The 24,911-nt window shown below is 45.5% G+C and carries 22 protein-coding genes; 12 read left to right on the forward strand and 10 right to left on the reverse strand.

Annotated features, from left to right (window positions below; translation table 11 throughout):
- The first annotated feature begins 67 nt into the window (after positions 1–67).
- Both HYN59_RS03675 and HYN59_RS03680 read left to right on the forward strand, forming a co-directional pair.
- Entirely contained in the window at positions 68–676 is a 609-nt protein-coding gene (locus HYN59_RS03675) for a superoxide dismutase (protein ID WP_108776976.1), read from the forward strand.
- A 101-nt stretch (positions 677–777) separates the two neighbouring features.
- Positions 778–1,596: a hypothetical protein gene (locus tag HYN59_RS03680; protein ID WP_108776977.1), complete on the forward strand. Its 819-nt coding sequence runs from the start codon at positions 778–780 to the stop codon at positions 1,594–1,596.
- A 538-nt stretch (positions 1,597–2,134) separates the two neighbouring features.
- Here HYN59_RS03680 and HYN59_RS03685 read toward each other — a convergent pair.
- Both HYN59_RS03685 and HYN59_RS03690 read right to left on the reverse strand, forming a co-directional pair.
- A complete protein-coding gene (locus HYN59_RS03685) occupies positions 2,135–4,033 on the reverse strand; it encodes an amidophosphoribosyltransferase (RefSeq protein WP_108776978.1) in 1,899 nt (632 codons plus the stop codon).
- A 63-nt stretch (positions 4,034–4,096) separates the two neighbouring features.
- Positions 4,097–5,032 (reverse strand): PfkB family carbohydrate kinase, encoded by a 936-nt coding sequence (locus HYN59_RS03690; protein ID WP_108776979.1) that lies wholly within the window; start codon positions 5,030–5,032, stop codon positions 4,097–4,099.
- A gap of 147 nt (positions 5,033–5,179) precedes the next feature.
- On the opposite strand from HYN59_RS03690, the gene HYN59_RS03695 reads away from it, so the two are divergent.
- Together HYN59_RS03695 and HYN59_RS03700 are read left to right on the forward strand one after the other, a co-directional pair.
- A complete protein-coding gene (locus HYN59_RS03695) occupies positions 5,180–5,533 on the forward strand; it encodes a hypothetical protein (protein ID WP_108776980.1) in 354 nt (117 codons plus the stop codon).
- 119 nt (positions 5,534–5,652) lie between these two features.
- Positions 5,653–6,543 (forward strand): phospholipase D-like domain-containing protein, encoded by an 891-nt coding sequence (locus tag HYN59_RS03700; protein WP_108776981.1) that lies wholly within the window; start codon positions 5,653–5,655, stop codon positions 6,541–6,543.
- 15 nt (positions 6,544–6,558) lie between these two features.
- Here HYN59_RS03700 and rnhA read toward each other — a convergent pair whose 3' ends face one another.
- From rnhA to purN, 3 genes are all read right to left on the reverse strand, one after another.
- Positions 6,559–7,038, reverse strand: a complete 480-nt coding sequence (rnhA, locus tag HYN59_RS03705; RefSeq protein WP_108776982.1) for a ribonuclease HI — start codon at positions 7,036–7,038, stop codon at positions 6,559–6,561.
- Between the two features lie 66 nt (positions 7,039–7,104).
- On the reverse strand, positions 7,105–7,551 hold the full coding sequence (locus HYN59_RS03710; protein WP_108776983.1) for a DUF4348 domain-containing protein: 447 nt from the start codon (positions 7,549–7,551) through the stop codon (positions 7,105–7,107).
- A complete protein-coding gene (gene purN, locus HYN59_RS03715) occupies positions 7,548–8,117 on the reverse strand; it encodes a phosphoribosylglycinamide formyltransferase (protein WP_108776984.1) in 570 nt (189 codons plus the stop codon). The genes HYN59_RS03710 and purN overlap by 4 nt, the downstream gene beginning before the upstream one ends.
- Before the next feature lie 177 nt (positions 8,118–8,294).
- On the opposite strand from purN, the gene HYN59_RS03720 reads away from it, so the two are divergent.
- From HYN59_RS03720 to HYN59_RS03745, 6 genes are all read left to right on the forward strand, one after another.
- Positions 8,295–8,531 carry an acyl carrier protein gene (locus tag HYN59_RS03720; protein WP_019037482.1) on the forward strand — a complete coding sequence of 79 codons (237 nt, stop codon included), beginning with the start codon at positions 8,295–8,297 and terminating at the stop codon, positions 8,529–8,531.
- Between the two features lie 191 nt (positions 8,532–8,722).
- A complete protein-coding gene (gene fabF, locus HYN59_RS03725) occupies positions 8,723–9,976 on the forward strand; it encodes a beta-ketoacyl-ACP synthase II (RefSeq protein ID WP_108776985.1) in 1,254 nt (417 codons plus the stop codon).
- Positions 9,977–9,982: 6 nt separating this feature from the next.
- A complete protein-coding gene (rnc, locus tag HYN59_RS03730) occupies positions 9,983–10,729 on the forward strand; it encodes a ribonuclease III (protein WP_108776986.1) in 747 nt (248 codons plus the stop codon).
- A 115-nt stretch (positions 10,730–10,844) separates the two neighbouring features.
- Positions 10,845–11,327: an IPExxxVDY family protein gene (locus HYN59_RS03735; RefSeq protein WP_108776987.1), complete on the forward strand. Its 483-nt coding sequence runs from the start codon at positions 10,845–10,847 to the stop codon at positions 11,325–11,327.
- Positions 11,328–11,331: 4 nt separating this feature from the next.
- Positions 11,332–12,765, forward strand: a complete 1,434-nt coding sequence (pyk, locus tag HYN59_RS03740; RefSeq protein ID WP_108776988.1) for a pyruvate kinase — start codon at positions 11,332–11,334, stop codon at positions 12,763–12,765.
- Between the two features lie 157 nt (positions 12,766–12,922).
- Entirely contained in the window at positions 12,923–13,702 is a 780-nt protein-coding gene (locus HYN59_RS03745) for a Bax inhibitor-1/YccA family protein (RefSeq protein ID WP_181369504.1), read from the forward strand.
- 208 nt (positions 13,703–13,910) lie between these two features.
- Here the strand turns inward: HYN59_RS03745 and dinB are convergent, their stop codons facing one another.
- On the reverse strand, positions 13,911–15,017 hold the full coding sequence (gene dinB, locus HYN59_RS03750; protein WP_108776990.1) for a DNA polymerase IV: 1,107 nt from the start codon (positions 15,015–15,017) through the stop codon (positions 13,911–13,913).
- Between the two features lie 267 nt (positions 15,018–15,284).
- On the reverse strand, positions 15,285–17,321 hold the full coding sequence (locus HYN59_RS03755) for a recombinase (RefSeq protein WP_108776991.1): 2,037 nt from the start codon (positions 17,319–17,321) through the stop codon (positions 15,285–15,287).
- 142 nt (positions 17,322–17,463) lie between these two features.
- Here HYN59_RS03755 and HYN59_RS03760 point away from each other — a divergent pair, with 142 nt between their 5' ends.
- A complete protein-coding gene (locus HYN59_RS03760; protein ID WP_108776992.1) occupies positions 17,464–17,937 on the forward strand; it encodes a CYTH domain-containing protein in 474 nt (157 codons plus the stop codon).
- Positions 17,925–18,902 (forward strand): YpdA family putative bacillithiol disulfide reductase, encoded by a 978-nt coding sequence (locus HYN59_RS03765; RefSeq protein WP_108776993.1) that lies wholly within the window; start codon positions 17,925–17,927, stop codon positions 18,900–18,902. Before HYN59_RS03760 ends, HYN59_RS03765 begins: the two co-directional genes overlap by 13 nt.
- 181 nt (positions 18,903–19,083) lie before the next feature.
- Here HYN59_RS03765 and HYN59_RS03770 read toward each other — a convergent pair whose 3' ends face one another.
- The 3 genes from HYN59_RS03770 to HYN59_RS03780 all read right to left on the reverse strand — a co-directional run bounded on the left by HYN59_RS03770 (position 19,084) and on the right by HYN59_RS03780 (position 24,908).
- Positions 19,084–20,142 carry a PA0069 family radical SAM protein gene (locus HYN59_RS03770; RefSeq protein ID WP_108776994.1) on the reverse strand — a complete coding sequence of 353 codons (1,059 nt, stop codon included), beginning with the start codon at positions 20,140–20,142 and terminating at the stop codon, positions 19,084–19,086.
- Between the two features lie 187 nt (positions 20,143–20,329).
- Positions 20,330–21,742: an efflux transporter outer membrane subunit gene (locus HYN59_RS03775; protein WP_108779632.1), complete on the reverse strand. Its 1,413-nt coding sequence runs from the start codon at positions 21,740–21,742 to the stop codon at positions 20,330–20,332.
- A 10-nt stretch (positions 21,743–21,752) separates the two neighbouring features.
- Positions 21,753–24,908 (reverse strand): efflux RND transporter permease subunit, encoded by a 3,156-nt coding sequence (locus HYN59_RS03780; RefSeq protein ID WP_108776995.1) that lies wholly within the window; start codon positions 24,906–24,908, stop codon positions 21,753–21,755.
- Between the last annotated feature and the right edge of the window lie 3 nt (positions 24,909–24,911).

The raw sequence follows: 24,911 nt of genomic DNA on the forward strand, positions 1-24,911 counted from the left end.
ATGTGAAGCTATAAATCTGTAAATTTGGATTTAAAATTAGTACTAATCTTTTAAATATACCTGTATTATGGCATTTGAATTACCAAAACTTCCTTACGCCTATGATGCCCTGGAGCCGCACATTGATGCCCGCACCATGGAAATTCACCATACCAAGCACCACAACGCTTATACAACCAACCTTAATGCAGCTATTGCCGGCACCGACCTGGAAGGCAAAACCATAGAGAATATCCTTATCAACCTTGACATGTCCAACAAGCCGGTGAGGAATAATGGCGGTGGCTATTATAACCACAACCTGTTCTGGACGATACTTTCGCCAAAAGGCGGAGGCGAGCCTACAGGCGAACTTGAAGAAGCTATAGACAAGGCTTTCGGCTCGTTTGAAGAGTTCAAAGCTAAATTCGCTAAAGCTGCGGCTACACAATTCGGTTCCGGATGGGCATGGCTTTGCGTACAGAAAGGCGGCAAGCTTGATATTTGCGCGACACCTAACCAGGACAACCCGCTAATGCCGGAAGTAGGCTGTGGCGGCACGCCGATACTTGGTCTTGACGTGTGGGAACATGCTTACTACCTCAACTACCAGAACAGGAGGCCTGATTATATCGAGGCTTTCTTCAGCCTGATAAACTGGGAAGAAGTGGCAAGACGTTATGCTACTGAGAAATAATCTTTCAATTTATATATGAGACGGGCTCCAGAAGGTGCCCGTTTTTTCATTTAATCCTATTTATTTTAATTACTTTCGGATTATAAAACCGACATTTAATTATGGCAAAGAAAACATGCCTCCTGTTTAAGGACCAGGCCTATTTTACACCTAAAGACATCATTACGTGGATGAAATTTTACATCCTTTCAGAGGAGGCATTTATTGAAGCCTTCCCTGAGGCCTACGAGGAGATTGCCCACAATTTTTTCTGGGATCAGCATTTAGGTTACGGCGGACTGGCAGGCGACAGCTTTAACCTCGACAAATTTCTTAATGACGATAACATTGATGCGTTCTCCGCGATTGTTGCCAATATACTGGCCAGGCATTCACTGTCTAAAGAAGAGATATATGCTAAAGTAAGTACCAGCGAAAAGCTAAAGGAATTTGAAAGGGCAAAAGTAAATCTGTTTTTGGCTGAGAACCTGTATTTTGAGGATCCCCTTGCAGTAAAGAAGCACTTTGAGCTATTGCAGCGCGCCCTGCAAAAGCGTTCGTTTTATGAGCTGGCCGATATCCGTATGGAAGACCTGGAGGGCGAATGGATCTCAACAGCCGAAACCAGCGCGCTCGACTATAATTACAACATGACCGACTTCATGGCTTTGGGTTCGCGCGTGCGGCTGCTTATCTCCAAATATGACGAACGATTTTATATGTCCACATGGCTGGTGCGGGTGTGCGACTATACAACGCGCGAGGAACTGGATTTTGCGGTGCGCCAGACATATGTTACTTTGGAAGACGGATACCTAAGCCACTACTACAAAGGAAAAGAAGGTTTTGACTTTTCTTTCAGGAGCCCGGTATTCGATTATAGTGGCGACACATTGAAAACTCAGTTTTGGGATGTTGGCTTTACGTTCCAAAGGAAATAACAGGAACGAGGGAAAAGATTTAAAACTTGAAAAGTCAATATTTAACCACATAGGCACATAGCCTTAAGAGGGAAATTATAAAGCTTAATTAAGGACACAGAGCATGAAGCTTCGCTTCAACTATGTGCAAATAAAAAAGGGAAAACGATCAGTTTTCCCTTTTTTTGCCCCCAAAAATACCGTAAAATTAAATTTACTAATGCTATTTTCTGAGACAAACATAAGACGGAATATTGGCACTGCAAAATAAATCAGACGAAATGCGCAAGAAATTCGATGAAATGCATGCATACTATTATTTTTTAACTTTTCCTTAAGAAAAGAGTCTTGGCTTTAGCAGAAAAAATTGCATTAACCTCATTCAAATAAAAAAGGGAAAACGATTAGTTTTCCCTTTCTTTGCCCCCAAAAATACCGTAAAATTAATTTACTAATGCTATTTTCTGGAGCAAACATAAAGCTCTTATTTGTTTCCTGCAACTATTTTAGATGAAGTGCATAGTAAACCGTTAAACTGCATTCCTGCCGTTAAGTCGCTTTAATAAGCCCTTGCGTCGTTCCCTTCATAGAAGTTGATAAAGGCACGGTTTACCACCCTGTTTCCGCCAGGTGTAGGATAATCCCCTGTAAAATACCAGTCGCCCAAATTCTTAGGACAAGCCATATGCAGGTTATCCACCGTCTGGAAGATGATCTTCACATCAGCCTTTGTATCTTCAGAACTCAGCATCTTTGCTATCTTATCGGATATTTCCTGGTCGCTAAATGGCGCATAGAAGTCTTTTACATAATTTACCACTTCGCTGTCCGGCAGGTTTTCCTGTGCTTTCGATTTTTGGTATACCTCATCTATTACCTGCTGCATGCCTCTTTCGATAAGCAGTTCCTGCGCCGCCCTGAAAGCGACAAGCCCTTCCAGCTTTGCCATATCGATGCCGTAGCAATCCGGGTAACGTATCTGCGGCGCTGAAGACACGATCACGATGCTTTTAGGGTTGAGTCTGTCCATCATCTTAATGATGCTCTTTTTTAGCGTAGTGCCCCTTACAATAGAGTCGTCTATAATCACCAGGTTGTCTTCCGGCTTGATAACGCCATAGGTCACGTCATATACGTGAGCTACGAGGTCATCCCGGCTGCTGTCTTCAGTAATAAAGGTGCGCAGCTTGGCATCTTTTATGGCAATCTTTTCAGTGCGTATCTTAACTTTCAGCAACTCTTCCAGTGTTTCAGCCGTAAGGGTATGCCTGTTTTCGAGTATGTGATTGTTCTTGCGCTGGTTCAGGAAATCCTGTGCGGCCTCTACCATTCCGTAGAACGATGTTTCTGCCGTGTTTGGAATGTAGGAGAACACCGTGTTATCTGTATCGTTATTAATAGCTTCCAATACCTGCGGCAATACCAGCCTTCCGAGCTCTTTGCGTTCTTTATATATTTCGGCATCGCTGCCTCTTGAGAAGTAAATACGTTCGAAAGAGCATGCTTTTTTAGTCACGGCAGGAATGATCTCCTGTACGCTGATGCCGCCATTTTTTTTAATAACAATGGCATGCCCCGGGTCGAGCTCGTGCACTTTTTCGAACGGCACGTTGAATACGGTCTGTATCGCGGGCCTTTCAGAAGCGACCACGGCAATTTCGTCATCCTGGTAATAGTAAGCCGGGCGTATCCCTGCGGGGTCGCGGAAAACAAAGCTGTCGCCATGCCCCAGCAGCCCTGCCATAGCATAGCCGCCATCCCACTGTTTTGAAGCGCGTTTTAATATGCGGGCAATGTTGAGCCTTTCGGAGATCACTGCTGATGCTTCCTGCTTGGTATATCCTTCGTTCTTGCAATCCTGGTACAGGTCGGACACCTCATCGTCAAGAAAATGGCCGATGTTTTCCATGATCGTAACGGTGTCGGCAAGCTCTTTCGGGTGCTGGCCCAGCTCTACAAGGTTATTGAACAGCTGCGTTACATTGGTCATGTTAAAGTTGCCCGCCACGATAAGGTTGCGGTGCATCCAGTTGTTCTGCCTCAGGAACGGGTGCACGCTCTCGATGCTGTTCTTCCCGAAGGTGCCGTAGCGCAGGTGGCCCAGGAATAACTCGCCTATATAGGGTATGTTCTCTTTCTGTAGTTCCACACTGTCATTATATTCCGGGTGGAGGGTAAGCTCTTCATTGATCCGTTCGTTTATTTGGGCAAATATATCCTGCACGGGTTGCTGCTGATTGGAGCGCACACGGCTGATATAGCGCTGGCCGGGCTTAACATCCATTTTGATGCTGGCAAAACCTGCGCCGTCCTGGCCACGGTTGTGCTGCTTTTCCATAAGCAGGTACATTTTCTGAATACCGTAAAAAGCCGAGCCGTATTTTTCTTTGTAATATTCCAAAGGCTTCAGCAGCCTTAATAGTGCGATGCCGCATTCGTGTTTCAAAGCGTCACTCATAGTTGTTGTGTTGTTGTCGTTGTTGTTTATAATTAAAAAAAGCCCCGCAATGAGGCCTTAGTTTTATTCTTCTTCTTCAAGCGCAATGTCAAACTGCGTTAGCGCCCTGAACTGTTGGAGGCGCTCCAGCACCTCTTCTTTCCGGAGCGATGCCATTCGCTCTGTACCGAATTTCTCCACACAGAAGGATGCCATATTGGAACCATAAATTATGCCATTCTTCATATTTTCAAACGAAACATTCTCGCTTTGTGCAATATAGCCCGCAAAGCCCCCGGCAAAGGTGTCTCCGGCACCGGTAGGGTCGAATACATCCTCAAGCGGCAATGCCGGCGCAAAGAACACCTGCTTGTTGTTGAACAGCAAAGCGCCATGCTCCCCTTTCTTGATCACCACATACTGCGGCCCCATAGTGTGTATCTTAGCAGCAGCCTTCACCAGCGAGTATTCACCCGAAAGCTGGCGTGCTTCTTCGTCATTAATCGTTATTACATCCACGCGCTTCATTACGTCAAGCAATTCCGGCAGCGCGCAGTCCATCCAGAAGTTCATGGTATCCAGTACCACAAGCTTTGGCTTCACCGTCATCTGGTCAAGAACACCTGATTGTACAATAGGGTGCAGGTTGCCCAGCATCACCACATCGGCATCCTTGAAATGCTCCGGCACGATAGGGTTGAAATCAGCCAGCACGTTCAGCTCCGTTACAAGCGTATCGCGGGAGTTCAGGTCGTTATGGTAACGTCCGCTCCAAAAGAAGGTCTTGCCGCCCTTTACAGTTTCAAGGCCTGTAAGGTCTATGTTCCTGCTCTTCAGCAGGTCGATGTGCTCCTGCTCAAAATCTTCACCTATTACGGATACGATAGCCGACTGCACTTTAAAAAACGAAGCCGAAAGGCCTATATAGGTAGCGGCACCGCCGAGAATTTTATCGGTTTTGCCAAAAGGCGATTCGATAGCATCATAAGCTACAGTACCAACGATCAGTAATTTATTCATAAAGGGTTTTGATTTTGAAGGTGCAAAGATAAGGCATAAGTTTCAGAGTTGCAAAGTGAAAGTGGCTGCAAAGTTTCAAAGTCAAAAAGTTTTAAAGTCGCTGGTTTGCAAAGCTTTTTGCTTATTTTTGGGGAATATTAAGTTCAAATGGAAAACCCGGAAGAAACCGAACAGAAGAAGAAACCTGCAGCGAAAACCGATTATATGGGCGGATGGGGCATATTGCTGCTCGAAGTGGCGTGGATATTCATCGTGCATCATCTTTATCCGGTGTTCTCAATGGAAATGTGGGGTGCCGGGAAGGGGAGCTTTATGTTCAGCGATACCAACTTTTACATTTATCTCGCCCTGATACTTATTCCCCCGACACTCCTTAATATATTCCGTTTTCTTGCCCGCCGTAAAAAGCAGCTGCCTGTAGGGCGTTACATTACTGCCGAAGTTGTGGTGCTTATCGTTTTTACGGCAATTATCTTTGGGTCTTTCTCTTGGGATTTTTAGATTGGATTGTTAGATCTTGGACTTTTAGATTATATCTTAAAATTTTTAGGCTTTTAAATAGAATGTTAAAATTTTAACATTCTATTTTTTAAATTTATCCCTGTTTTAATTTAAGATTTATGACCAAGTTTATTACAGGGAAAGAATTGGCAGATGCTATTTACGACATTATATGGGAGGCAGAAAAAACATTATTGATTGTTTCGCCGTTTATTAAATTAGATGATTATTTTAAAAATCTTTTTGACAGGCATTTAAACAATCATAAACTTCATATAATTATCGTGTTTGGGAAAAATGAAAATGATGTTAAGCGTAGTCTAAGTAAAGATGATTTTGATTTTTTTAAAAAATTCCCAACCATAAGCATCATATACGTTCCAAATTTGCATGCCAAGTATTATGGTAATGAAAAGAAAGGAATGGTAACATCGATTAATCTTTATGACCATTCTTTTAAAAATAACATTGAATTTGGAATGTTTACTGAACAAACATTACTTACCCAATTAGGGAGCAATCAGGATTTAGTAGCCTGGAATAATTGTATAGATATAGCAGAAAACAATGATGTAGTGTTTATAAAAAGGCCTGTATACCAAGAAAAGAAATTTATTGTCAGTATCGGGAAGAACTTTATAAAATCAGATGTGCTATTAGATTATACTGACCATTTTTATTCCTTTCTCCGCACGAAATATAAGCCTAGAAGATTACATGAGTTTCCTGACGAATTTGATGAAGCTAGTATGACGAGGCCAGTTCGTGACGAAGATGAAATGCCAAAACAAAAAACTGAGCAAAGACAATCATATAATAAAGTCGATTACGGATTTTGCATAAGGACTGGCCAATCAATACCATTCAATCCTAACCAGCCAATGTCTAGAGATGCCTGGAGAACATGGAATCAATTCGGAAATTGGGATTTTCCTGAAAGATTTTGCCATAAAACAGGAAAGCCTTCAAATGGGAAAACTTCCATGAGAAATCCTGTTCTGTACAACTAACATGGGATATCCAACCTAAAAATCCATCTTCTGCCCCACCTCCTCATAAAAAGCATCCACATTTAACTTTGGGAGGTTTGATGCCATTACGGCCAATTGGTCGCAGCGCTCGTTCTGCGGGTGGCTGTTGTGGCCTTTTACCCATTGAAAGTCGACTTTATGCTGGCGGGCTATCTTCAGGTAACGCTTCCAAAGGTCTGGGTTCTTTTTTCCGGCAAAGCCTTTCTTTTCCCAGCCGAGCACCCAGTTCTTTTGTACGGAGTCTACCACATATTTAGAATCGGATACCACCAGTACGCTGGTGCCTGGCTTGGTGAGCTTTTCCAGCCCAACAATCACAGCCAGCAATTCCATGCGGTTGTTGGTTGTAAGCCGGAAGCCTTCGTAAAATTCCTTACGGTAGCCGGTACCCACCTGCTCCAGCACTACGCCGTAGCCGCCGGGGCCGGGATTTCCTTTGGCAGCGCCATCGGTATAGAGGTGGACTGTGTGCATTTTAGATCGTTAGATTTTTGGATTATTAGATTTTTAGACGAAGCTCCACTTCAGTCTGAGATTAGGTTATGTTGATGTGTCGTCTACTGCTACCATGTACCAACAACCGTTTATAAATGCAAATTTGACAGTCGTACCGATACCATTGTCAATTCCGCTCATTTGGTAATAAACAGAATCTTTTTTCTTTGTAATGTCAATTTTATAGGCGCCATTCCCGGTATCACCAATTTCCTTATCGTTTATAAATTTAGCAAAACTGTATTTTTCCTCGGGAATATCCTCACGTATAACACTCAGGTCGCCATCCATATCCAAATGGCTACTCTTTAACGGAAATTTTACATGTCTTTTCTGGAAAATGCTGTCTGATTGGAACTTTTTAAAGAAAACATCAAAATCAGTATCGCATTCTTCCTTCATATGAGATGCCGGCATATGCATAGTAAGTTTTTGCTTTTCTTTACCGCATCCCGCTAAAAGCATCAGGAAGATAAGAAGTGCATATTTCATTGTTGTCGGTTTAATAATTCCTCTATCACTTTCGGAAAGTGCTCATGCTCCAACGACAGGACTTTTAGTGCCACTTCTTCCGGGCTGAGGCATTCCTCTATAGCAACTGCCTTTTGGAAGATGACATTGCCTTCGTCATAATTATCGTTCACATAATGTATGGTGATGCCGCTTTCCTTATCCTTATTTTCGTGTACCGCGCGATGCACGTTTATGCCATACATGCCTTTTCCACCATAATTGGGAAGCAGCGCAGGATGGATATTAATCACTTTGTGAGGGTATTCCTTAATAATATCAGAAGGAAACTTCCATAAAAAGCCGGCCAGCACAATAAGATCGGGGTTTTGGCTTTTCACTTCTGCCAATACGGTGCCATTGTTAAGCTCTTCCCTTGTGAAGATAACGGAAGGTACATTATACCTGTCGGCAACGGCAATGGCTCCCGCATTAGGGTTGTTGGTAAAAAGCGCCGACACCTTATATCCCTGCCTTTGCCCGAAATACTCCATGATCTGCTGTGCATTCGAGCCGCCGCCGGAGGCAAAGAGAATTATATTTTTCATCAGGGCCAAAATTTTAATTGTGCAAAAAAAGTAATAATAATCTGCAAAATAACATTGATCGGGCAATATTGTAAAATTAATTTTTTATTTTAGTACTCACATTTTTTGGTGAAATCGCGGTAATAAGATAAAGTTTTTTATTTTTGCCGTTCAATTTAAATTCTAAAATTAAAGATTATGTCAGACATTGCATCAAGAGTAAAAGCGATTATCGTAGACAAATTAGGTGTTGACGAAAACGAAGTTGTAACAGAAGCAAGCTTCACAAACGATTTGGGAGCTGATTCCCTGGACACTGTTGAGCTTATCATGGAGTTTGAAAAAGAATTTGACATTCAAATCCCGGACGACCAGGCAGAGAACATTTCTACTGTTGGTCAGGCAATCTCTTACATCGAAGAAGCAAAAAAATAATAAATAAGTGACATCCATGCGATAGTTATTGCATGGATGTTATTATTTATTGGTTTCGCATTTCAACGCATAAAGATGAACCGCTTTTATTCAGAGCATTCATAAAAAATATTAACCAATGCCCATGTTTTCCTATACCATTAGCGACACATGGGTATTGTTCTATAATTTGAAACTATAAAACAGACCTTATGGAATTAAGAAGAGTTGTAGTAACAGGACTGGGCGCACTTACCCCAATAGGCAACACAGTAGAAGAATACTGGAACAGCCTCATAAACGGTGTGAGCGGCGCAGCCCCAATTACATACTTTGACACTACCAACTTCAAAACAAAATTTGCCTGCGAAGTAAAAAATTTCAATGTTGAGGATTTTATAGACAGAAAAGAGGCAAGGAAAATGGACCGTTATGCCCAGTATGCCCTTGTTTCTACAGAAGAAGCCGTAAAAGATGCCAATTTTGACTTTGATACGCTCGATAAAGACAGGGTAGGCGTTATATGGGGCTCCGGGATTGGCGGGCTTGAAACCTTCCAGGAAGAAGTGATGAATTTTGCTGCCGGTAATGGTACGCCCAAGTTCAACCCGTTCTTTATTCCAAAAATGATTGCCGATATCGCGGGGGGCCATATCTCTATAAAATATGGTTTCAGGGGGCCTAACTTTACAACGGTCTCTGCCTGCGCATCATCAACAAATGCACTCATCGACGCATTCAACTATATACGCCTGGGCCATGCCGATGTTATGGTAACCGGCGGAAGCGAAGCAGCGGTAACCATTGCCGGAATGGGCGGGTTTAACGCTATGCACGCTTTATCAACACGAAATGACGACCCTAAAACCGCTTCGCGCCCAATGGACAAGGACCGTGAGGGCTTTGTGCTTGGCGAGGGTGCCGGTGCGCTCGTAATTGAAGAATATGAGCATGCCAAGGCGAGAGGGGCAAAAATATACTGCGAGATTGGCGGCGGCGGAATGAGCGCCGACGCGCACCACATTACCGCACCACACCCGGAAGGGCTTGGCGCACGCAATGTAATGCTGAACTGCCTTCGTGATGCAGGGCTGAAGCCTGAAGACGTAGATGGCGTTAATATGCACGGCACTTCTACCCCTCTGGGCGATATTGCCGAGTCTAAAGCAATAATTGAGGTGTTTGGCGACCATGCTTATACTCTAAACCTGAACTCGACAAAGTCGATGACAGGCCACCTGCTTGGCGCTGCCGGCGCGATAGAGACCATCGCTTCGATACTTTCTATAAAGCACGGTATCGTACCGCCTACCATCAACCACTTTACGGATGATGAGAACATCGACCCTAAGCTTAACTTTACCTTCAACAAAGCCCAGAAAAGGGACATGAAAGTAGTGATGAGCAACACCTTTGGGTTTGGCGGGCACAACGCTTGTGTACTGGTTAAAAAACTTGATATGTAATCCTTTATGGGTTTCTTTAAAAAAATATTTACCAAAAATCCCCGTCTTCCCCAGGAAGGCGGGATTTTTTTTGAGGAAATAAACAAAATGCTGGGGTTTGTACCGCTCAACCTCGACCATTACCGCAGGGCTTTTACCCACCGCTCCTCTAATAAAGTAGACGAAAACGGCCACCCTGTGAACTATGAAAGGCTCGAGTTTTTGGGCGATGCCATGCTGGGGTCGGTTATTGCAGCGCACCTTTTTAAGGAAGTGCCTACCGGCGACGAGGGCTACCTTACCAAAATGCGCTCCAAAATCGTGAGCCGCGAGCACCTTAATGAGTTGGGGCGCGACCTGAACCTCATCAAATGGGTAGAGAGCAAGGTTTCGGCACAGCATTTCGGAGAAAACATCCACGGCAATCTTTTTGAGGCGCTGGTTGGAGCCATTTACCTGGACCGCGGCTTTGAATACTGCGAGAAATTTATCCAGAAGAAAGTTGTCCAGCCGTATGTAGATATCGCGAAGCTGGAAGGAAAGGTTATCAGTTACAAAAGCCTTGTGATTGAGTGGTGCCAAAAGGAAAAGAAGCCTTTCAACTACGAAGTTTATGAAGACAACGGTAAGGAAGGCCAAAAGCATTTTGCCATAAAGCTGACCATTGGCGGCAGGGTGGTTTCGCGTGCCAGGGCTACATCAAAAAAGAAAGCGGAGGAAAAAGCATCGCAAAGGGCGTTTTTTGCATTTCAGGAAAAAATTAACAAAAAATAAGCCAACTTAGTAGTTTACTCAAACGTTTTCGTAGAAAAATTTACAAAAACTTTAATTTTTCTTAATGCTCTTTGAGTTATAAGCAGTATATTTACGACTTATTCTTACGTGACTTATGGCCATTCATAAACTATTAATTGACGATTTCATTACGATCGATTATGGATTGATTGCCATACATTCTTCCCTTGAAGATTATCGCCTTGCCTATTTCATTAACAGGGAATTATCTGTGCTTCTGGAAAAAAGTTCTGAAGACATCGGGTTCACCATCCGCGAAGGCGAAAGCTGTTTTTCCAGGTATGTATATGAAGATGCTAATGACACCTTGTGGAACTTGGTTCAGAACAGGAACAGCGTTGTGAGTTCGCAGACGGGAATTACCTCGTTGTTCGAACAGACAGGCATAAATGTTACTACCAGCGTATTCCTGCTGCCGGAACTGAAAAAAGTAGATTATATACTAAAAATAGAAAATACCCCCGATGTTTTCGCGTTAGATGATGTAGTAGAGAGCCTTTTGGCCATTAAACACATCACGACCGCCTATACCATTGACCACAGTAAACTAAAATCGAAAAACAATTTAATTTTTTAATAGAATGCCGACGACAAACAAAAAAACAAAAATTGTAGCCACATTAGGCCCTGCATGCAGCACAAGGGAAGTGATCAAAGACATGATCGACGCCGGCGTGAACGTATTCAGGATCAATTTTTCGCATGCCGACTATACCGATGTACAGGAACGAATAGATATCATACGCGCCCTAAACAATGAGTTTGGGTACAATACTTCGATACTTGCCGACCTTCAGGGGCCCAAGCTTCGCGTAGGGGTAATGAAAGAAGATGTTATCGTGAAAAAAGGCGATACCGTAATATTCCAGACATCGGACGACGTGCCCGGCACTGCTGATAACGTTTATATGAACTACAAGGCTTTCCCAAGCGATGTGAATCCGGGGGAAATGGTTTTGCTGGACGACGGTAAACTGATGTTTGAGGTTGTTGAAACCAATAAAAAAGACCGTGTGAGGGCGGTTGTAGTACAGGGCGGCCCGTTAAAATCAAAGAAAGGCGTAAACCTGCCGCATACCAAAGTTTCATTGCCTGCATTGACTGAAAAGGACATCCGCGATGCCCTGTTTGCCATAAAGGCAAGTGTGGACTGGATAGCGCTTTCGTTCGTAAGGACACCAAAAGACCTTGAAGAGCTGCAAGACCTTATTGCAGAGCACTCCGACCATAAAATTCCGATCATTGCCAAAATAGAAAAGCCGGAAGGCGTAGAGAATATCGACAAGATCGTAGCATTTTGCGACGGCCTTATGGTAGCCCGCGGCGACCTTGGTGTGGAAATGCCTGCGCATGAAGTACCGCTTATCCAGAAAAAACTTATCAACCGTGCCAAAACGGCACGTATACCGGTAATTGTGGCCACACAGATGATGGAGACCATGATCACGAGCCTTACACCTACACGCGCCGAGGTGAACGACGTAGCCAACTCGGTTATGGACGGCGCTGACGCGGTTATGCTTTCGGGCGAAACATCGGTGGGTAACTACCCGGTACAGGTTATCGAGAAGATGACCCAGATCATCGAGGCTGTTGAAGATTCGCCGCTTATCCACGTGCCGCAAAACGTACCGCAGGTAAGGACGAAGCGTTTCATTACAAAATCGATATGCTACCACGCTGCCCAGATGGCCAACACCATCAAGGCGAAAGCGATCAGCACGCTTACCAACTCAGGGTACACTGCATTCCAGATCTCTGCATGGAGGCCGGGTGCGCACATACTGGTATTCACATCGAACAAAAGGATACTTACCCAGCTTGGACTACTGTGGGGTGTTAAGGCATTTTATTATGATGCCTTCCTGAGCACGGATGAAACGGTTGAAGATGTGAACAATATTGCCAAAGAAAAAGGCTTTGTTGAGAAAGGCGATATCCTTATCAACCTCGCTGCCATGCCGGTAGCGGATAAAGGGATGGTAAATACACTAAGAGTGTCAGAAATAGACTAAACGGCATATATTTTGCTGTAAGAAAAGCTGCTGTCCTACGTGTCATTTCGACCAACGGGAGAAATCCTTTCAATTTGAGATTCTTCCTTCGTCAGAATGACAGGGATAACAGCTTTTTGTTTTTTATAGCGAAAAAAGTATATTTGGATAAATTTAATTGACGATGAAATCAAGCAACCCGTTCTTAAAGAACAAATCATTTTCCCCTACTACGAATGTCTATGGTGCAAACACCTACCAGGAAGTTATAGATTATAATAACACTATGACCGTTAACGGTGCTATCAACAAAAGCTTCTTATTGCTGGTATTGCTGCTTGGCGGAGCTGCAAGTACATGGGTTATGGCCTATAACGGCATGAACCCGTTCGGACTGATGATCACAGGGGCAATTGCCGGCTTTATAGTGGTGCTGATCGCTGCTTTCAAACCTAAATATTCACCTTATCTGGCTCCTGCCTATGCTGTATTGGAAGGGCTTTTCATTGGCGGACTGTCAGCGTTCATTGAGGTAATGTACCCCGGTGTTGCCATACAGGCTGTAGGTGCGACCTTTGTTACGTTTATCGTATGTTTTGCACTGTACCGCTTTAAAGTGGTTAAAGTTACCGAGCAATTTAAATCTATTGCTATTGCTGCAACAGCTGCGATAGCCACTTTTTATTTGATTTCGTGGATTGTATGGATGTTTACCGGATCGTATCTGATAGGGCATTCATTCAGGGACAATTCCCTAATGAGCATAGGCATCAGCGTATTTGTAATCGTTATCGCTGCAATTAACCTGTTCCTTGATTTTGACATGATCGAACAGGGGGCACAGCGAAAGCTGCCAAAATATATGGAATGGTTCGGCGCTATGGGGCTTATGGTAACCCTGGTATGGCTGTATATCGAATTCCTTAAGCTGTTTGCTAAAATAGCCGGAAGGGATTAATGTCCGATGTCGGGATGTCGGAAGTCCGATGTTTCCAATCAATATAAGTAAGGCTGTCCGGAAGGATGGCCTTTTTTATTTGAAGTTGGAGTTTCTTGTAATGTTGATAAAGTTCAAGGGAATTAAAGAGTCTTAAATCGAAACTAATAGATTCTTCCTTCGTCAAAATGACACACTGTTGAGCAACATCGGACTTCGGACATTGGTCCTAAAAATCAAACTTCAGCTGCACGGCGATAGGCTTATTAGGTTTTCCGGTATCGGTATCGGTGTTCAGGTTGGATAATGAAATGCCCAACAGGCGCACCGAATCTTTCGGCTTTTCCTGATAAAGCAGTTCTTTTACGGTTTCAAGTATCAGGCTTTTGTCGGAAATGAAATAGGGCAACGTCTTGCTGCGGGTCTGTACTGTAAAGTCGCTGTATTTTATTTTGAGGGTTACGGTCTTGCCTGCGATCTTCTTTTTCCCCAGGCGGCGGTCGAGCTCATTGGCAATGTCGTCCAGCTTTTCCATCATGAACACTTCGGAGACAAGGTTTTCAAAAAAAGTATGCTCTGTCCCCACCGATTTTGCAATACGGTCACTCTTAACTTCGCTGTTATGGATGCCGCGTACAACATGGTAATAATACCCGCCCGACTTCCCGAAATGTTCTATAAGGTATTCTTCCGATTTCTCTTTTAAATCCTTTCCGGTAAAGATGCCCAGTTGATACATCTTTTCCTCGGTCACTTTACCTACGCCATAAAATTTACCTATTGGAAGGTTTTCCAAAAAATCGGATATCTCATCGGGGTTGACCGTTTTCTGTCCGTTGGGCTTGTTGTAGTCGCTGGCTACCTTAGCAATGAATTTATTGATGGATATGCCGGCCGAGGCGGTAAGCCCGGTCACATCCAGTATCCGCTTGCGTATTTCGGCGGCAATGAGTGTAGCGCTTGGGTTGCCTTTCTTGTTTACGGTTACATCAAGGTAGGCTTCGTCGAGAGAAAGGGGTTCTACTTTATCAGTATACTCATAGAATATCTCACGAATTTTGCGGGAAATTTCGGTGTAGCGTTCAAAACGCGGCTTCACGAAAATAAGGTGCGGGCATTTCTTTTTCGCTAAAAAGCCGCTCATGGCACTGCGCACTCCAAACTTCCTCGCTTCGTAGCTGGCAGCTGCCACAACGCCCCTGCTCGATCCTCCGCCTACGGCAATGGCTTTGCCGCGTAGCTCCGGATTGTCCAGCATTTCTACCGACGCGTAAAAGGCATCCATATCCACATGGATTATCTTTCGCTGGCGTATTTCGGGCAGTTCGTCTTCCATACTGTAAATTTACGCATTTCGTACAACTGAAACTGTGATCAATCTGAATAGTGTCAAAGCTTTAATTAACCACATAGATACATAGGTTCCATAGCAATCTGTCGTTTAAGGAGACATATTCGCACATAGTGAAGCGAAGCTTCATGCTTTGTGTCCCTTGATCGGGCTTTATAATTTCCTAAAGCTATGTGCCTATGTGGTTAAATATTAATTTCTTTAAAATTAGCTGTGACTGCGGCCTGCCTGTGTCGGCAGGCAGGCAGGAAACTATTTTCCAAAGGCCGGAAAAAAGAACGATCCCGGCTTCTTTTTAAAATGCCTCCATATCGCTGCGGAAATAGGCCGCAATTCGGAAAGCGGGATATTCCTCGAGCGGAAAGCCAATCCCATCGAAAGGCTGAAACTTACCATAAAGTTAATTAGCCCTATAATCCCAATTCCGAAGATGCCCCAGAACAGCAGTTCGTTTGACACATTCCAATTCGCGCCATACAATGCCAGGGCCAGATTGCCACTCGCAAAGGTGATGTGACGCACATCAATATCTAAGCCGAGGAAAATCCCTATGGATGCTGTAGTCCCCATGAATACCCCAAACCAGAAGTTGGAGATAATGCCTGCCCATCTTTTTTCATAGATTTTTGCTAGTTTCTGGGTACGGATACGGCCAAAAGTCTTCTTGAGCAGCGGGTGTTCCTGTATACGGTAATACAGGTGTCGGTGCTTGTCGCGGTTGGCAACGCTGCCCGCAATGATACCCGATAGGAAAAGGAATACGCCCGCTATTGCCGCATGCAGTATCGCCAGCGAATGAATGGGGCTCAGGTCGGTCATCAGGTGGTACCACTTGGTCAGCGCAAGATTGTAGTGGAAGGCATAATCTATTAGCCAGATGCCTCCAAGCGCCACCGGGAATGCCACCAGCACGTTGCCCACAAAAGCGATAAACTGCGACCGGAATACACGGGCAAAAAATTCAGCGAAATCACTATGCCTCTCCTTTTCGTTTACAATACCGGTTTTCTTACGGCCGCTCTCCAAAGCCCTTACCAATGCCGAGGCTGTCATTGCAGGCTGTTTGGTAGCCAGCGTAAAGCCCAGCACATAGATGGCGATAAAACCGAAGGAGTAATTGAGGCTGTAAAAAAAGGCGTGGCCAAAAGCGCTGGTATCCATTTTTGAGAGGAACACCTTGATGATGCACAGCACCCCTACAATGATCCCGCCGCCCGAAGCCGCCCAAAACATTTTCAGATAGTCGCGCCTGTCTTTGGTAATGTAGTGTTCCCCCGTGTTGGCCGTATGCTGCGTAACCTCATAGGAGAGCAGCTGTGTGCTTTCGCCAATGAGTTTGCGTACATTGTTTTTATCGCAGTTGTAGGTAATCAGCTTAAGGCCCAGGGAAATAGTATCCTTAGTGGTTTCTTTCTCTTCCTCTATGGCAAGCAGCGGCAGCAACACGCCGAGCCTTTCCAGCTGTTGGCGGATACGCAGCAGGCTTTGGTTAACCCGTATCGATATGCCGTATTTCTCGCTGTTGCGAAATGCCGTGCGCACATAATCGGCGCACTGGTGGTGCAATACCAAAAGCTGCCGGAAGCCTTCGTCATCAGGGCTGATATAGTTCCGGTTCTCCAGGAACATTTTTTCCGTAACAACCGAAAATTCTTTTTGTATCGCAATAAAAGGGCTTTCGAGGCTTTCATACTCAGGCACCATCAGTATCACTTCGCTCTCAAGGGCGCGGCCGGTAATGCGGTGTATCAGCACTTCCATGGCATACAATAGTTCGGCAAGCGGGCTTTGGGATTCGCCCGATACGTACAGCGACCTGAATTTTATGAGATTGTAGAATTTCTCCAACTGCCCAAACGGTATCCGGTTGATCCAGAGCGGATCGGTTTTCTGGTAAAACACCTGGTTGAGCACATATTCCAGCGTGTCCTTTTGGGGTTGGTCAGGTATCAGTTTTGCAAACAGCCGTTTCCTTACTTCCGAGAAAAAAACAGCTTCGCCCAGTATGCCGGCATCGGTAAGGATCCTGCTGAATTTTTTATGCTTTAAAATGCCTTTCAGGTAGAGCGACAGGCCGTTGCAGTAATTTTCGTTTTCCTCAAGCAATTGCAAAAGGCTGCTGAGGTCGACTACACCCGCTGTCTCCGGTTTTTTCGGACGGAAAATATCCACAAGCTCGGCGAGCAGGTCGGTTTCATCCGCTTTGTATTCCCAAAGGTTATTGCTGTCAAAATTTAATTTGAAGAATTCTTCGATGGTAATGTGCGGCCTGGTTTTCCTGAATTTCATTGGGCAGTAAGGGATATCCGGTAAATTTAATAATCATTCACTACAAATTGCAATCGGCACCTGCTTTTTAAGAAATGTTAACGCTTGGTACAAGCTATCATTAGCCCTATTTTCTTACCTTGCAGTAAGATTTTACAACACCATGATCGAAATAGAACGCAAGTTCCTTGTGCTTTCGGATGCTTTTAAAAAAGAAGCATATACCCACAAACGCATTACACAGGGCTACCTCAGCTCCCATCCTGAACGCACGGTGCGCATACGCATTAAAGGCGACGAAGGCTACCTTACCATAAAGGGGAAGGGAAATGCATCGGGCACCAGCCGGATGGAATGGGAAAAAGAGATTTCTTTGGCGGATGCCGAACAGCTACTGAAAATCTGCGAAAGCGGGGCGATCGACAAGATACGCTACGAAGTGGATTACGGCAGCCATACCTTTGAGGTGGATGAATTTTTTGGCGAAAATGAAGGACTTGTCATTGCCGAAATTGAGCTTGATGATGAAAACGAAGCTTTCGAAAAACCGCATTGGCTGGGCAAAGAAGTGACCGGCGATGAACGTTATTATAACGCTTACCTGAGCAACCATCCGTACACATTATGGCCAAAATAGAATCATACGACCTGATTATCGTTGGCGGCGGCCCTATCGGGATGGCCTGCGGCATTGCGGCACAGCAAAAAGGCCTGAACTACCTGATCCTTGAAAAAGGCGCATTGGTCAACAGCCTGTTCAATTACCCACTGTACATGACGTTCTTTTCCACTGCCGAACGGTTGGAAATAGGCGGTGTACCCTTCAGCTGCATCGCACCCAAACCGGGCAGGCAGGAAGCGCTGGAATACTACCGCAACGTGCACAGGCATTTTAATCTCAACATAAAGCTGTTTGAAGGCGTACAATCGGTCAACAAGCAACGCTCGGGACAGTTTGTCGTCCATTCTTCAAAAGGCTGGTATAATGCCAAAAATGTGGTTATTGCTACAGGGTTCTACGATATCCCTATTACCATTGACGTTCCCGGAGAAAACCTGCCGAACGTAAGCCATTACTACAAAGAGGCACACGAATATGCTTTCCGGAAAGTGGTGGTGATAGGTGCGAATAACTCTTCTGTTGATGCGGCCCTGGAATGCTGGCGCAAAGGTGCCGATGTTACCATGGTTATCCGTAAAGGTGAGATAAACGAACGGGTGAAATACTGGGTAAAGCCTGATGTAGAGAACCGTATTGCCGAAGGCAGCATCAAGGCGTATTTTTATTCCTGGGTAACAGAGATACGTGAAAATGAAGTGGATATTTTTACCCCCAACGGGCTCGTAACCCTTGAAACCGACTTTATACTGGCACTTACCGGCTACCGGCCGGATATTGAGTTCCTGAAAAAGGCCGGTGTCAATATGACCGACAACTTGTATTGCACCCCGCAATACAACCCTGAGACCATGGAGACCAATATCGAAGGCCTTTATCTTGCCGGCGTTGTTTGTGGCGGGATGGAAACGCACAAGTGGTTTATTGAGAATTCAAGGGTGCATGCGGAGTTGATAGTAGGAAATATTATTATGGGTTTATAATTCCTTTCTGAGAAACACACCCCTAACCCCTCTCAAGAGGGGAACACTCAGACGTGCTTACTCAAACCCTATTTACGAATTTTTTGTCGGCATGAGTGAAGCTGTTCCCCTCTTGAGAGGGGTTAGGGGTGTGTAATACGCTGGAATTTGTAATAACACTTGACGTATTGTTATATAAACCCTAAAACAAACGCATCTGCTCCCCTTTTGTACCATCGAAAAGATCGGTCGCCAAGCGGAATACCTCATCTTTATCTTTCGAAAAGTATTTCTGCCTGCCAATACGGAAAGTAGTGTGGATCATCTCAGCGATATTCCCCTCGCCGGTACGCCTTTTGAATACCTGCTTTTCGCCCAGCTTACCGCCATGCATGGAAGCAATCTGGTGCAGCACCTTTTCTTTCCGGTCCGGATAATGCTCTTCCAGCCATTCAATGAATATCGGCTCTACGGTATCGTTCAGCCGAACCAGCGTGTAGCCAAAGCTATCGGCCCCTTTTTCTGAAATGGTTTTCAAAGTTGGCAGTATCTCCATGCTGTTGAGCCCGGGTATTATTGGCGCTACCATGATATTCACCGGGATACCGTTTTTGGAAAGCGTTTCTATGGCCTGCAGCTTCGTATTGACAGATGATGTACGTGGTTCCAACGCCCTTCGCAATTCTTCATTAATGGTGGGGATGCTCAGGGAAACCGTTACCAGGTTCTTCTCGGCCAACTGGGTAAGGATATCCAGATCGCGCGTAACCAATGCATTCTTGGTAAGTATGTTCACCGGATGGCGGTAGTCAAGGAACGTTTGCAATATTCGCCGTGTTATCTGCAGCTTTCGCTCAACGGGCTGATAGCAGTCGGTATTGCCGGAAAGCAGTATCGATTCCGGCTTGTAACCCCTTTTCTTAAAGAACTGCTCCAGGAGTTCCGGTGCATTTTTCTTGACTAGTATCTTACGCTCAAAATCCACACCGGCACTGTAGCCCCAGTATTCATGGGTAGGACGTGCAAAGCAATACGCACAGCCGTGCTCGCATCCCTGATACGGATTCATGGAGTAAGCCATCGACAGGTCTGGGCTTTTTACCGGATTGACAATGGTTTTGGGGAAGACTTCAATGATCTCCGTCTTTGCTATTTCCTCCTCATAATCATCCTGGTATATGCTGGTCTCGTACCTGTTCTTTATAAAATGGTTGTGTACATTGCTTACGGCTCCCTGCCCTTTGATCTTTTCCGGTTTCATAATTGCCTCCCTTTCGGTAAAGATAAAAAGAACTGTTAGATTATTTTCTTATATTATATTAATATTATCAACACCCCGTTTGTAACTATCCTTAAAGACAAACCGCCCACTACAGTTTCCTGTAACGGGCGGTCCTACATAAAACAAACAATTAATCTAAATAATCCGGATACTCCTGATTATGCTGTTAGCGCCAGCCTCCGCCAAGCGCCTTATAAAGGTTGACGATGGCAAGGTATTGCCTGTAGCGATTATCTATCAGCTGAAGCTGGCTGTTAAGCGCATTGTCCTTAGCCGTGAGCACTTCAAGATAGTTGGCAAGGCCGTACGTGAGCAATTCATCCGAATAATCGGCGGCGGTGCTCAGTGCATCTACCTGCTTTTCCCTTATTGTTATTTTTCTCGTTTCATTGTCATAATTTGCCAGGGCATCGCTCACTTCTTTGCTTGACGTTACAAGCGCCTGCTCGAAGCGGACATAAGCCTGCTCCTGCTGCGCTTTGGCAATTTCGTAGCGGGTGCGTATCTGGCGCCCGTTGAATACCGGCTGTACAAGCCCGGTAACAATATTCGCGAAAAGCGAGTTGGCGCTGAACCATTCCTTAAGCTCTATACTCTGCAGGCCACCGGTCCCGGTAATCCTGAGCTGTGGGTAGAAGTTGCTGCGTGCCACGTTGGTAAGCTCAAAAGCATTTACAAAACCGAATTCTGCGGCAACCACGTCCGGGCGGTTCCTTAGCAATTGCGATGACAAGCCCAGCTTAATGTCCGTGTTCAGCTGTTGTGCCTCCAGCGTTGTACGCTCGATCTTATGTGCAGGCTCGCCCAACTGGATGCTCAGGGCATTCTCCAGGAGCACGATGTTATTTTTCAGGTCTTCAATAATAAGCTCGGTAGCATATTTTTGCGCTTCCGTCTGCTTTACGCCCACTTCGGTCACATTGCCCGCATCCTTTAGGGAAATAATGGTTTCAATGCTTTCGTTGCGGTTGGTCAGTGTCGATTGTGCTACTTTTAGCTGTGCGTCCAGCGAAAGCAACTGGTAATACAGTGATGCGATATTGGTTATAACCTGCGTCTTTACTGCCTGGTTGGCAGCAATGGTTTGCAGGTAGGCTGCATTGAACGCGCGCTTGTTGCTGCGTATCTTGCCCCAGATATCGGCCTCCCAGGCAAAAGTGCCGGTAAGCTGGTACTGGTCCACATCGGTCTTACCCCCGCTATTGCTGATCACCCGGCCAAATTGGCTGTTTTTCGACAGTTCCTGGTGCGTCCAGTCGGCGCCAAGGCTCAATGTCGGAAGATAGCCTGCCTTACCCTGCTTCAGGCTGGCTTCGGCTGCAGCAATGTTCTGCATCGCGATCCGGATATCAAAATTATTTTGCAGGCCTCTCTTTATGTGCTGCTGCAATACCGGGTCTGTGAACATATTCTCCCACGACACGTCTGCCATCGAAACGGTATCTGCTGCTATCACTTCGGTGCGGTACAGGTTCTCGGCCCTGATGTCCGGCTTTTTGTATTCTTTCGCCGCAAAGCACGACTGCAAAAGCACTCCAGCGACGGCTATTACTAAAACTCTATATATTGTGTGTTTCATCTTATCAGTTTTATTCTTCAATGGTTTCATGTTCCGCTTCCCTTGCTATTCGCCTTGCTGTCATTTTTTCCTGCAGCCCCTGGAATATCACGAACAATACCGGAATTACAAATACCCCGAATAATGTTCCTATAAGCATGCCCCCTACGGCACCCATACCTATCGAACGGTTACCCACGGCACCTACACCGCTGGCCAGCGCTAACGGAAGGAGTCCGAATATAAAGGCGAAGGATGTCATCAGGATCGGCCTCAAACGTGCCCTGGCCCCTGCAATCGCAGCTTCGGTAAGCCCCATGCCGTGCCGCCTTCGCTGTATGGCGAATTCCACGATAAGGATGGCGTTCTTGGCGAGGAGCCCGATAAGCATGATAAGCGCTACCTGAAAGTAGATGTTGTTCTCCAGACCGGCTAGCTTTACAAAGCCAATAGCACCGGCAATACCCACAGGCAGCGAAAGGAGTACCGCCAACGGCACCACATAACTTTCATACTGCGCGCTCAGCAGGAAGTACACAAATATCAAACTCAAAAGGAATACACCTATTGCCTGGTTGCCCGCTATGATCTCCTCGCGTGTCATACCCGAGAATTCGTAGGTATAGGTTTTCGGCAAATGCTGCGCGGCTACTTCCTGAATGGCTTTGATCGCGTCTCCGGAACTAAAGCCCGGCTTCGCTTTACCATTCACGTTTACCGCTTTCAGCATGTTGAAGCGTGATACTACTTCCGGCCCGTATATCTTCTTGAAGTCGATAAACTGGCTTATGGCAACCATCTGGCCTTTATCATTACGAACATAAATGCCGTTAATGGATTTCTCATCTGCCCTTGCTTCCGGTTTTGCCTGTATCATCACGCGGAACTGCTTACCGAAACGGTTGAAGTCGGTCGTATAAAGCCCGCCATAATAACCCTGCATAGTGTTGAAGATATCGCTTACTGCTACACCGGCATCCTTCGCCCTCTCCACATTGATATCCATTTGGTATTGCGGGAAGCCAGGGTTGAAGTTGGTCATCGCATACTGTATCTCAGGACGCTTCATCAGCTCACCAAGGAACTCGTTGCTCACCTTACTTACGGTTGCCCAGTCATCATCGCCAGTATCTTCTATCTTAAATTCAAAACCATCGGCAGAACCAAAGCCCTGTACACTCGGCGGCGTAAAGAACAGCATCCTGGCATCCTTGAATGATGCCGTTTTGGCAAACAATTCGCCCACAATTGCATCTACCGACTGGCTTGCGTCTTTACGCTCTTTCCAGTCTTTCAGCCTGATAACGCTGAACGCATACGAACCACCGTTCACCCTGTTAAGTAAGCTGAAGCCTACAATGTTCATCCTCGCTTCTACCATTGGCATGGTTTGCAGCAATGAGTCGTATTGTTTTACCGCCTTCTCTGTTTTTTCCAATGTAGTTCCAGGAGGCATGGTAAGGTCGGCCATAATGATACCACGGTCCTCGTTAGGGATAAACCCTGACGGTGTAGTACTGAAAAGCAGCCATGTTATCCCTGCAAATACCAATAACGCAATGGCAGTTATCCATTTTTTACGTGCCAGGAAGCCTAGTGAGCGGGTATATTTATTGTTCATCGAATCGAAACCGGCGTTGAACGCGGTAAAGAAACGGTCTTTAAGGTTCTTTTTATGATGCTCACCTTCTTCGTGCGGTTTCAGGAACAGCGCACAAAGGGCAGGGCTCAGCGTTAATGCATTCACTGCCGATATAAGGATCGCTACTGCCAATGTAATTGCAAACTGCTGGTAGAATACCCCCGACGGCCCTTTAAGGAAAGATACCGGGATGAATACCGCCGCCATAACAAGCGTGATCGATACGATAGCGCCGGTGATCTCGCTCATGGCAGAAAGTGTTGCTTTGCGTGGGGAGCGTTCGCCCTCATCAAGCTTGGCGTGCACCGCCTCGACGACGACAATCGCGTCATCGACCACAATACCGATGGCCAGTACCAAAGCGAATAATGTTAGGAGGTTGATCGAGAAGCCGAATATGTTCAGGAAGAAGAATGTACCCACAATCGCTACCGGAACCGCGATGGCCGGGATAAGCGTGGAACGAAGGTCCTGAAGGAAAAGGAACACCACGATGAATACCAGTATAAAAGCTTCTACAAGAGTCGATATTACTTTTTCGATAGAAGCATCAAGGAACGTTTTGGTGTTGAACGGTATTACATATTCAATGCCTTCAGGGAAGTTCTTTTTGCTTGTCTCCATGATATGCATTACCTCTTCGATAATATCGTTGGCATTGGAACCCGAAGTCTGGAAGATACCTATGGCAACACCATCTTTACCCATACCGTAGTTCTTCTGCCCGTAGTTGAAGGCGCCCAACTCTATTTTGGCTACGTCTTTCAGGTGTATGAAGTTACCACCGCCCGTTGCCTTTACCACGACGTTCTCGTAATCCTCCACTTTAGAGAGGCGGCCTTTGTACTTGATCACATATTCATATACACCTTCTGCATTTTCACCAAATTTACCCGGGGCAGCCTCCACGTTTTGTTCCTGCAGGGCAGCCTGTATGTCTTTTGGCGTAAGGTTAAGCGACGCCATTTTTTCAGGGTCGATCCAAACACGCATGGAGTAATCCTTACCACCGAACACGTTTACCTGCCCAACGCCTTTTACACGCTGCAGCTTAGGTACGATATTAATTTTCGCAAAGTTCTGTACGAAGGTACCGTCATACTCTTTATTGTTGCTGTATAATGACAGGAACATCAGCGCACTTGTCTGGCTTTTCAGCGTAGTAACACCGGTCTGCACTACGGCGGCAGGCAGCTTGCTCGTGGCGCGCGATACCCTGTTCTGCACGTTTACTGCGGCGATATCAGGGTTTACGCCCAATTCAAAAAATACGCTTATTGTAGCCGCACCGTCGTTCGATGCCGTTGAAGTCATGTAGGTCATTCCCTCAACACCGTTGATCTCTTCCTCAAGCGGAACTATAACGCTGTTCAGTACGGTTTCGGCATTCGCACCGGTATAGGTGGCGGTTACCTGTACGGTAGGCGGGGCAATCTCCGGGTACTGCTCTACCGGCAGCGCGAGGAGGCCCAATACGCCCAATATGGTTATCAATATCGAAATTACGGTACTCAGTACCGGCCTTTCTATAAAAGTTTTTAGCATCTG

The organism is Flavobacterium album (assembly GCF_003096035.1).
GTDB classification, from domain to species: domain Bacteria; phylum Bacteroidota; class Bacteroidia; order Flavobacteriales; family Flavobacteriaceae; genus Flavobacterium; species Flavobacterium album.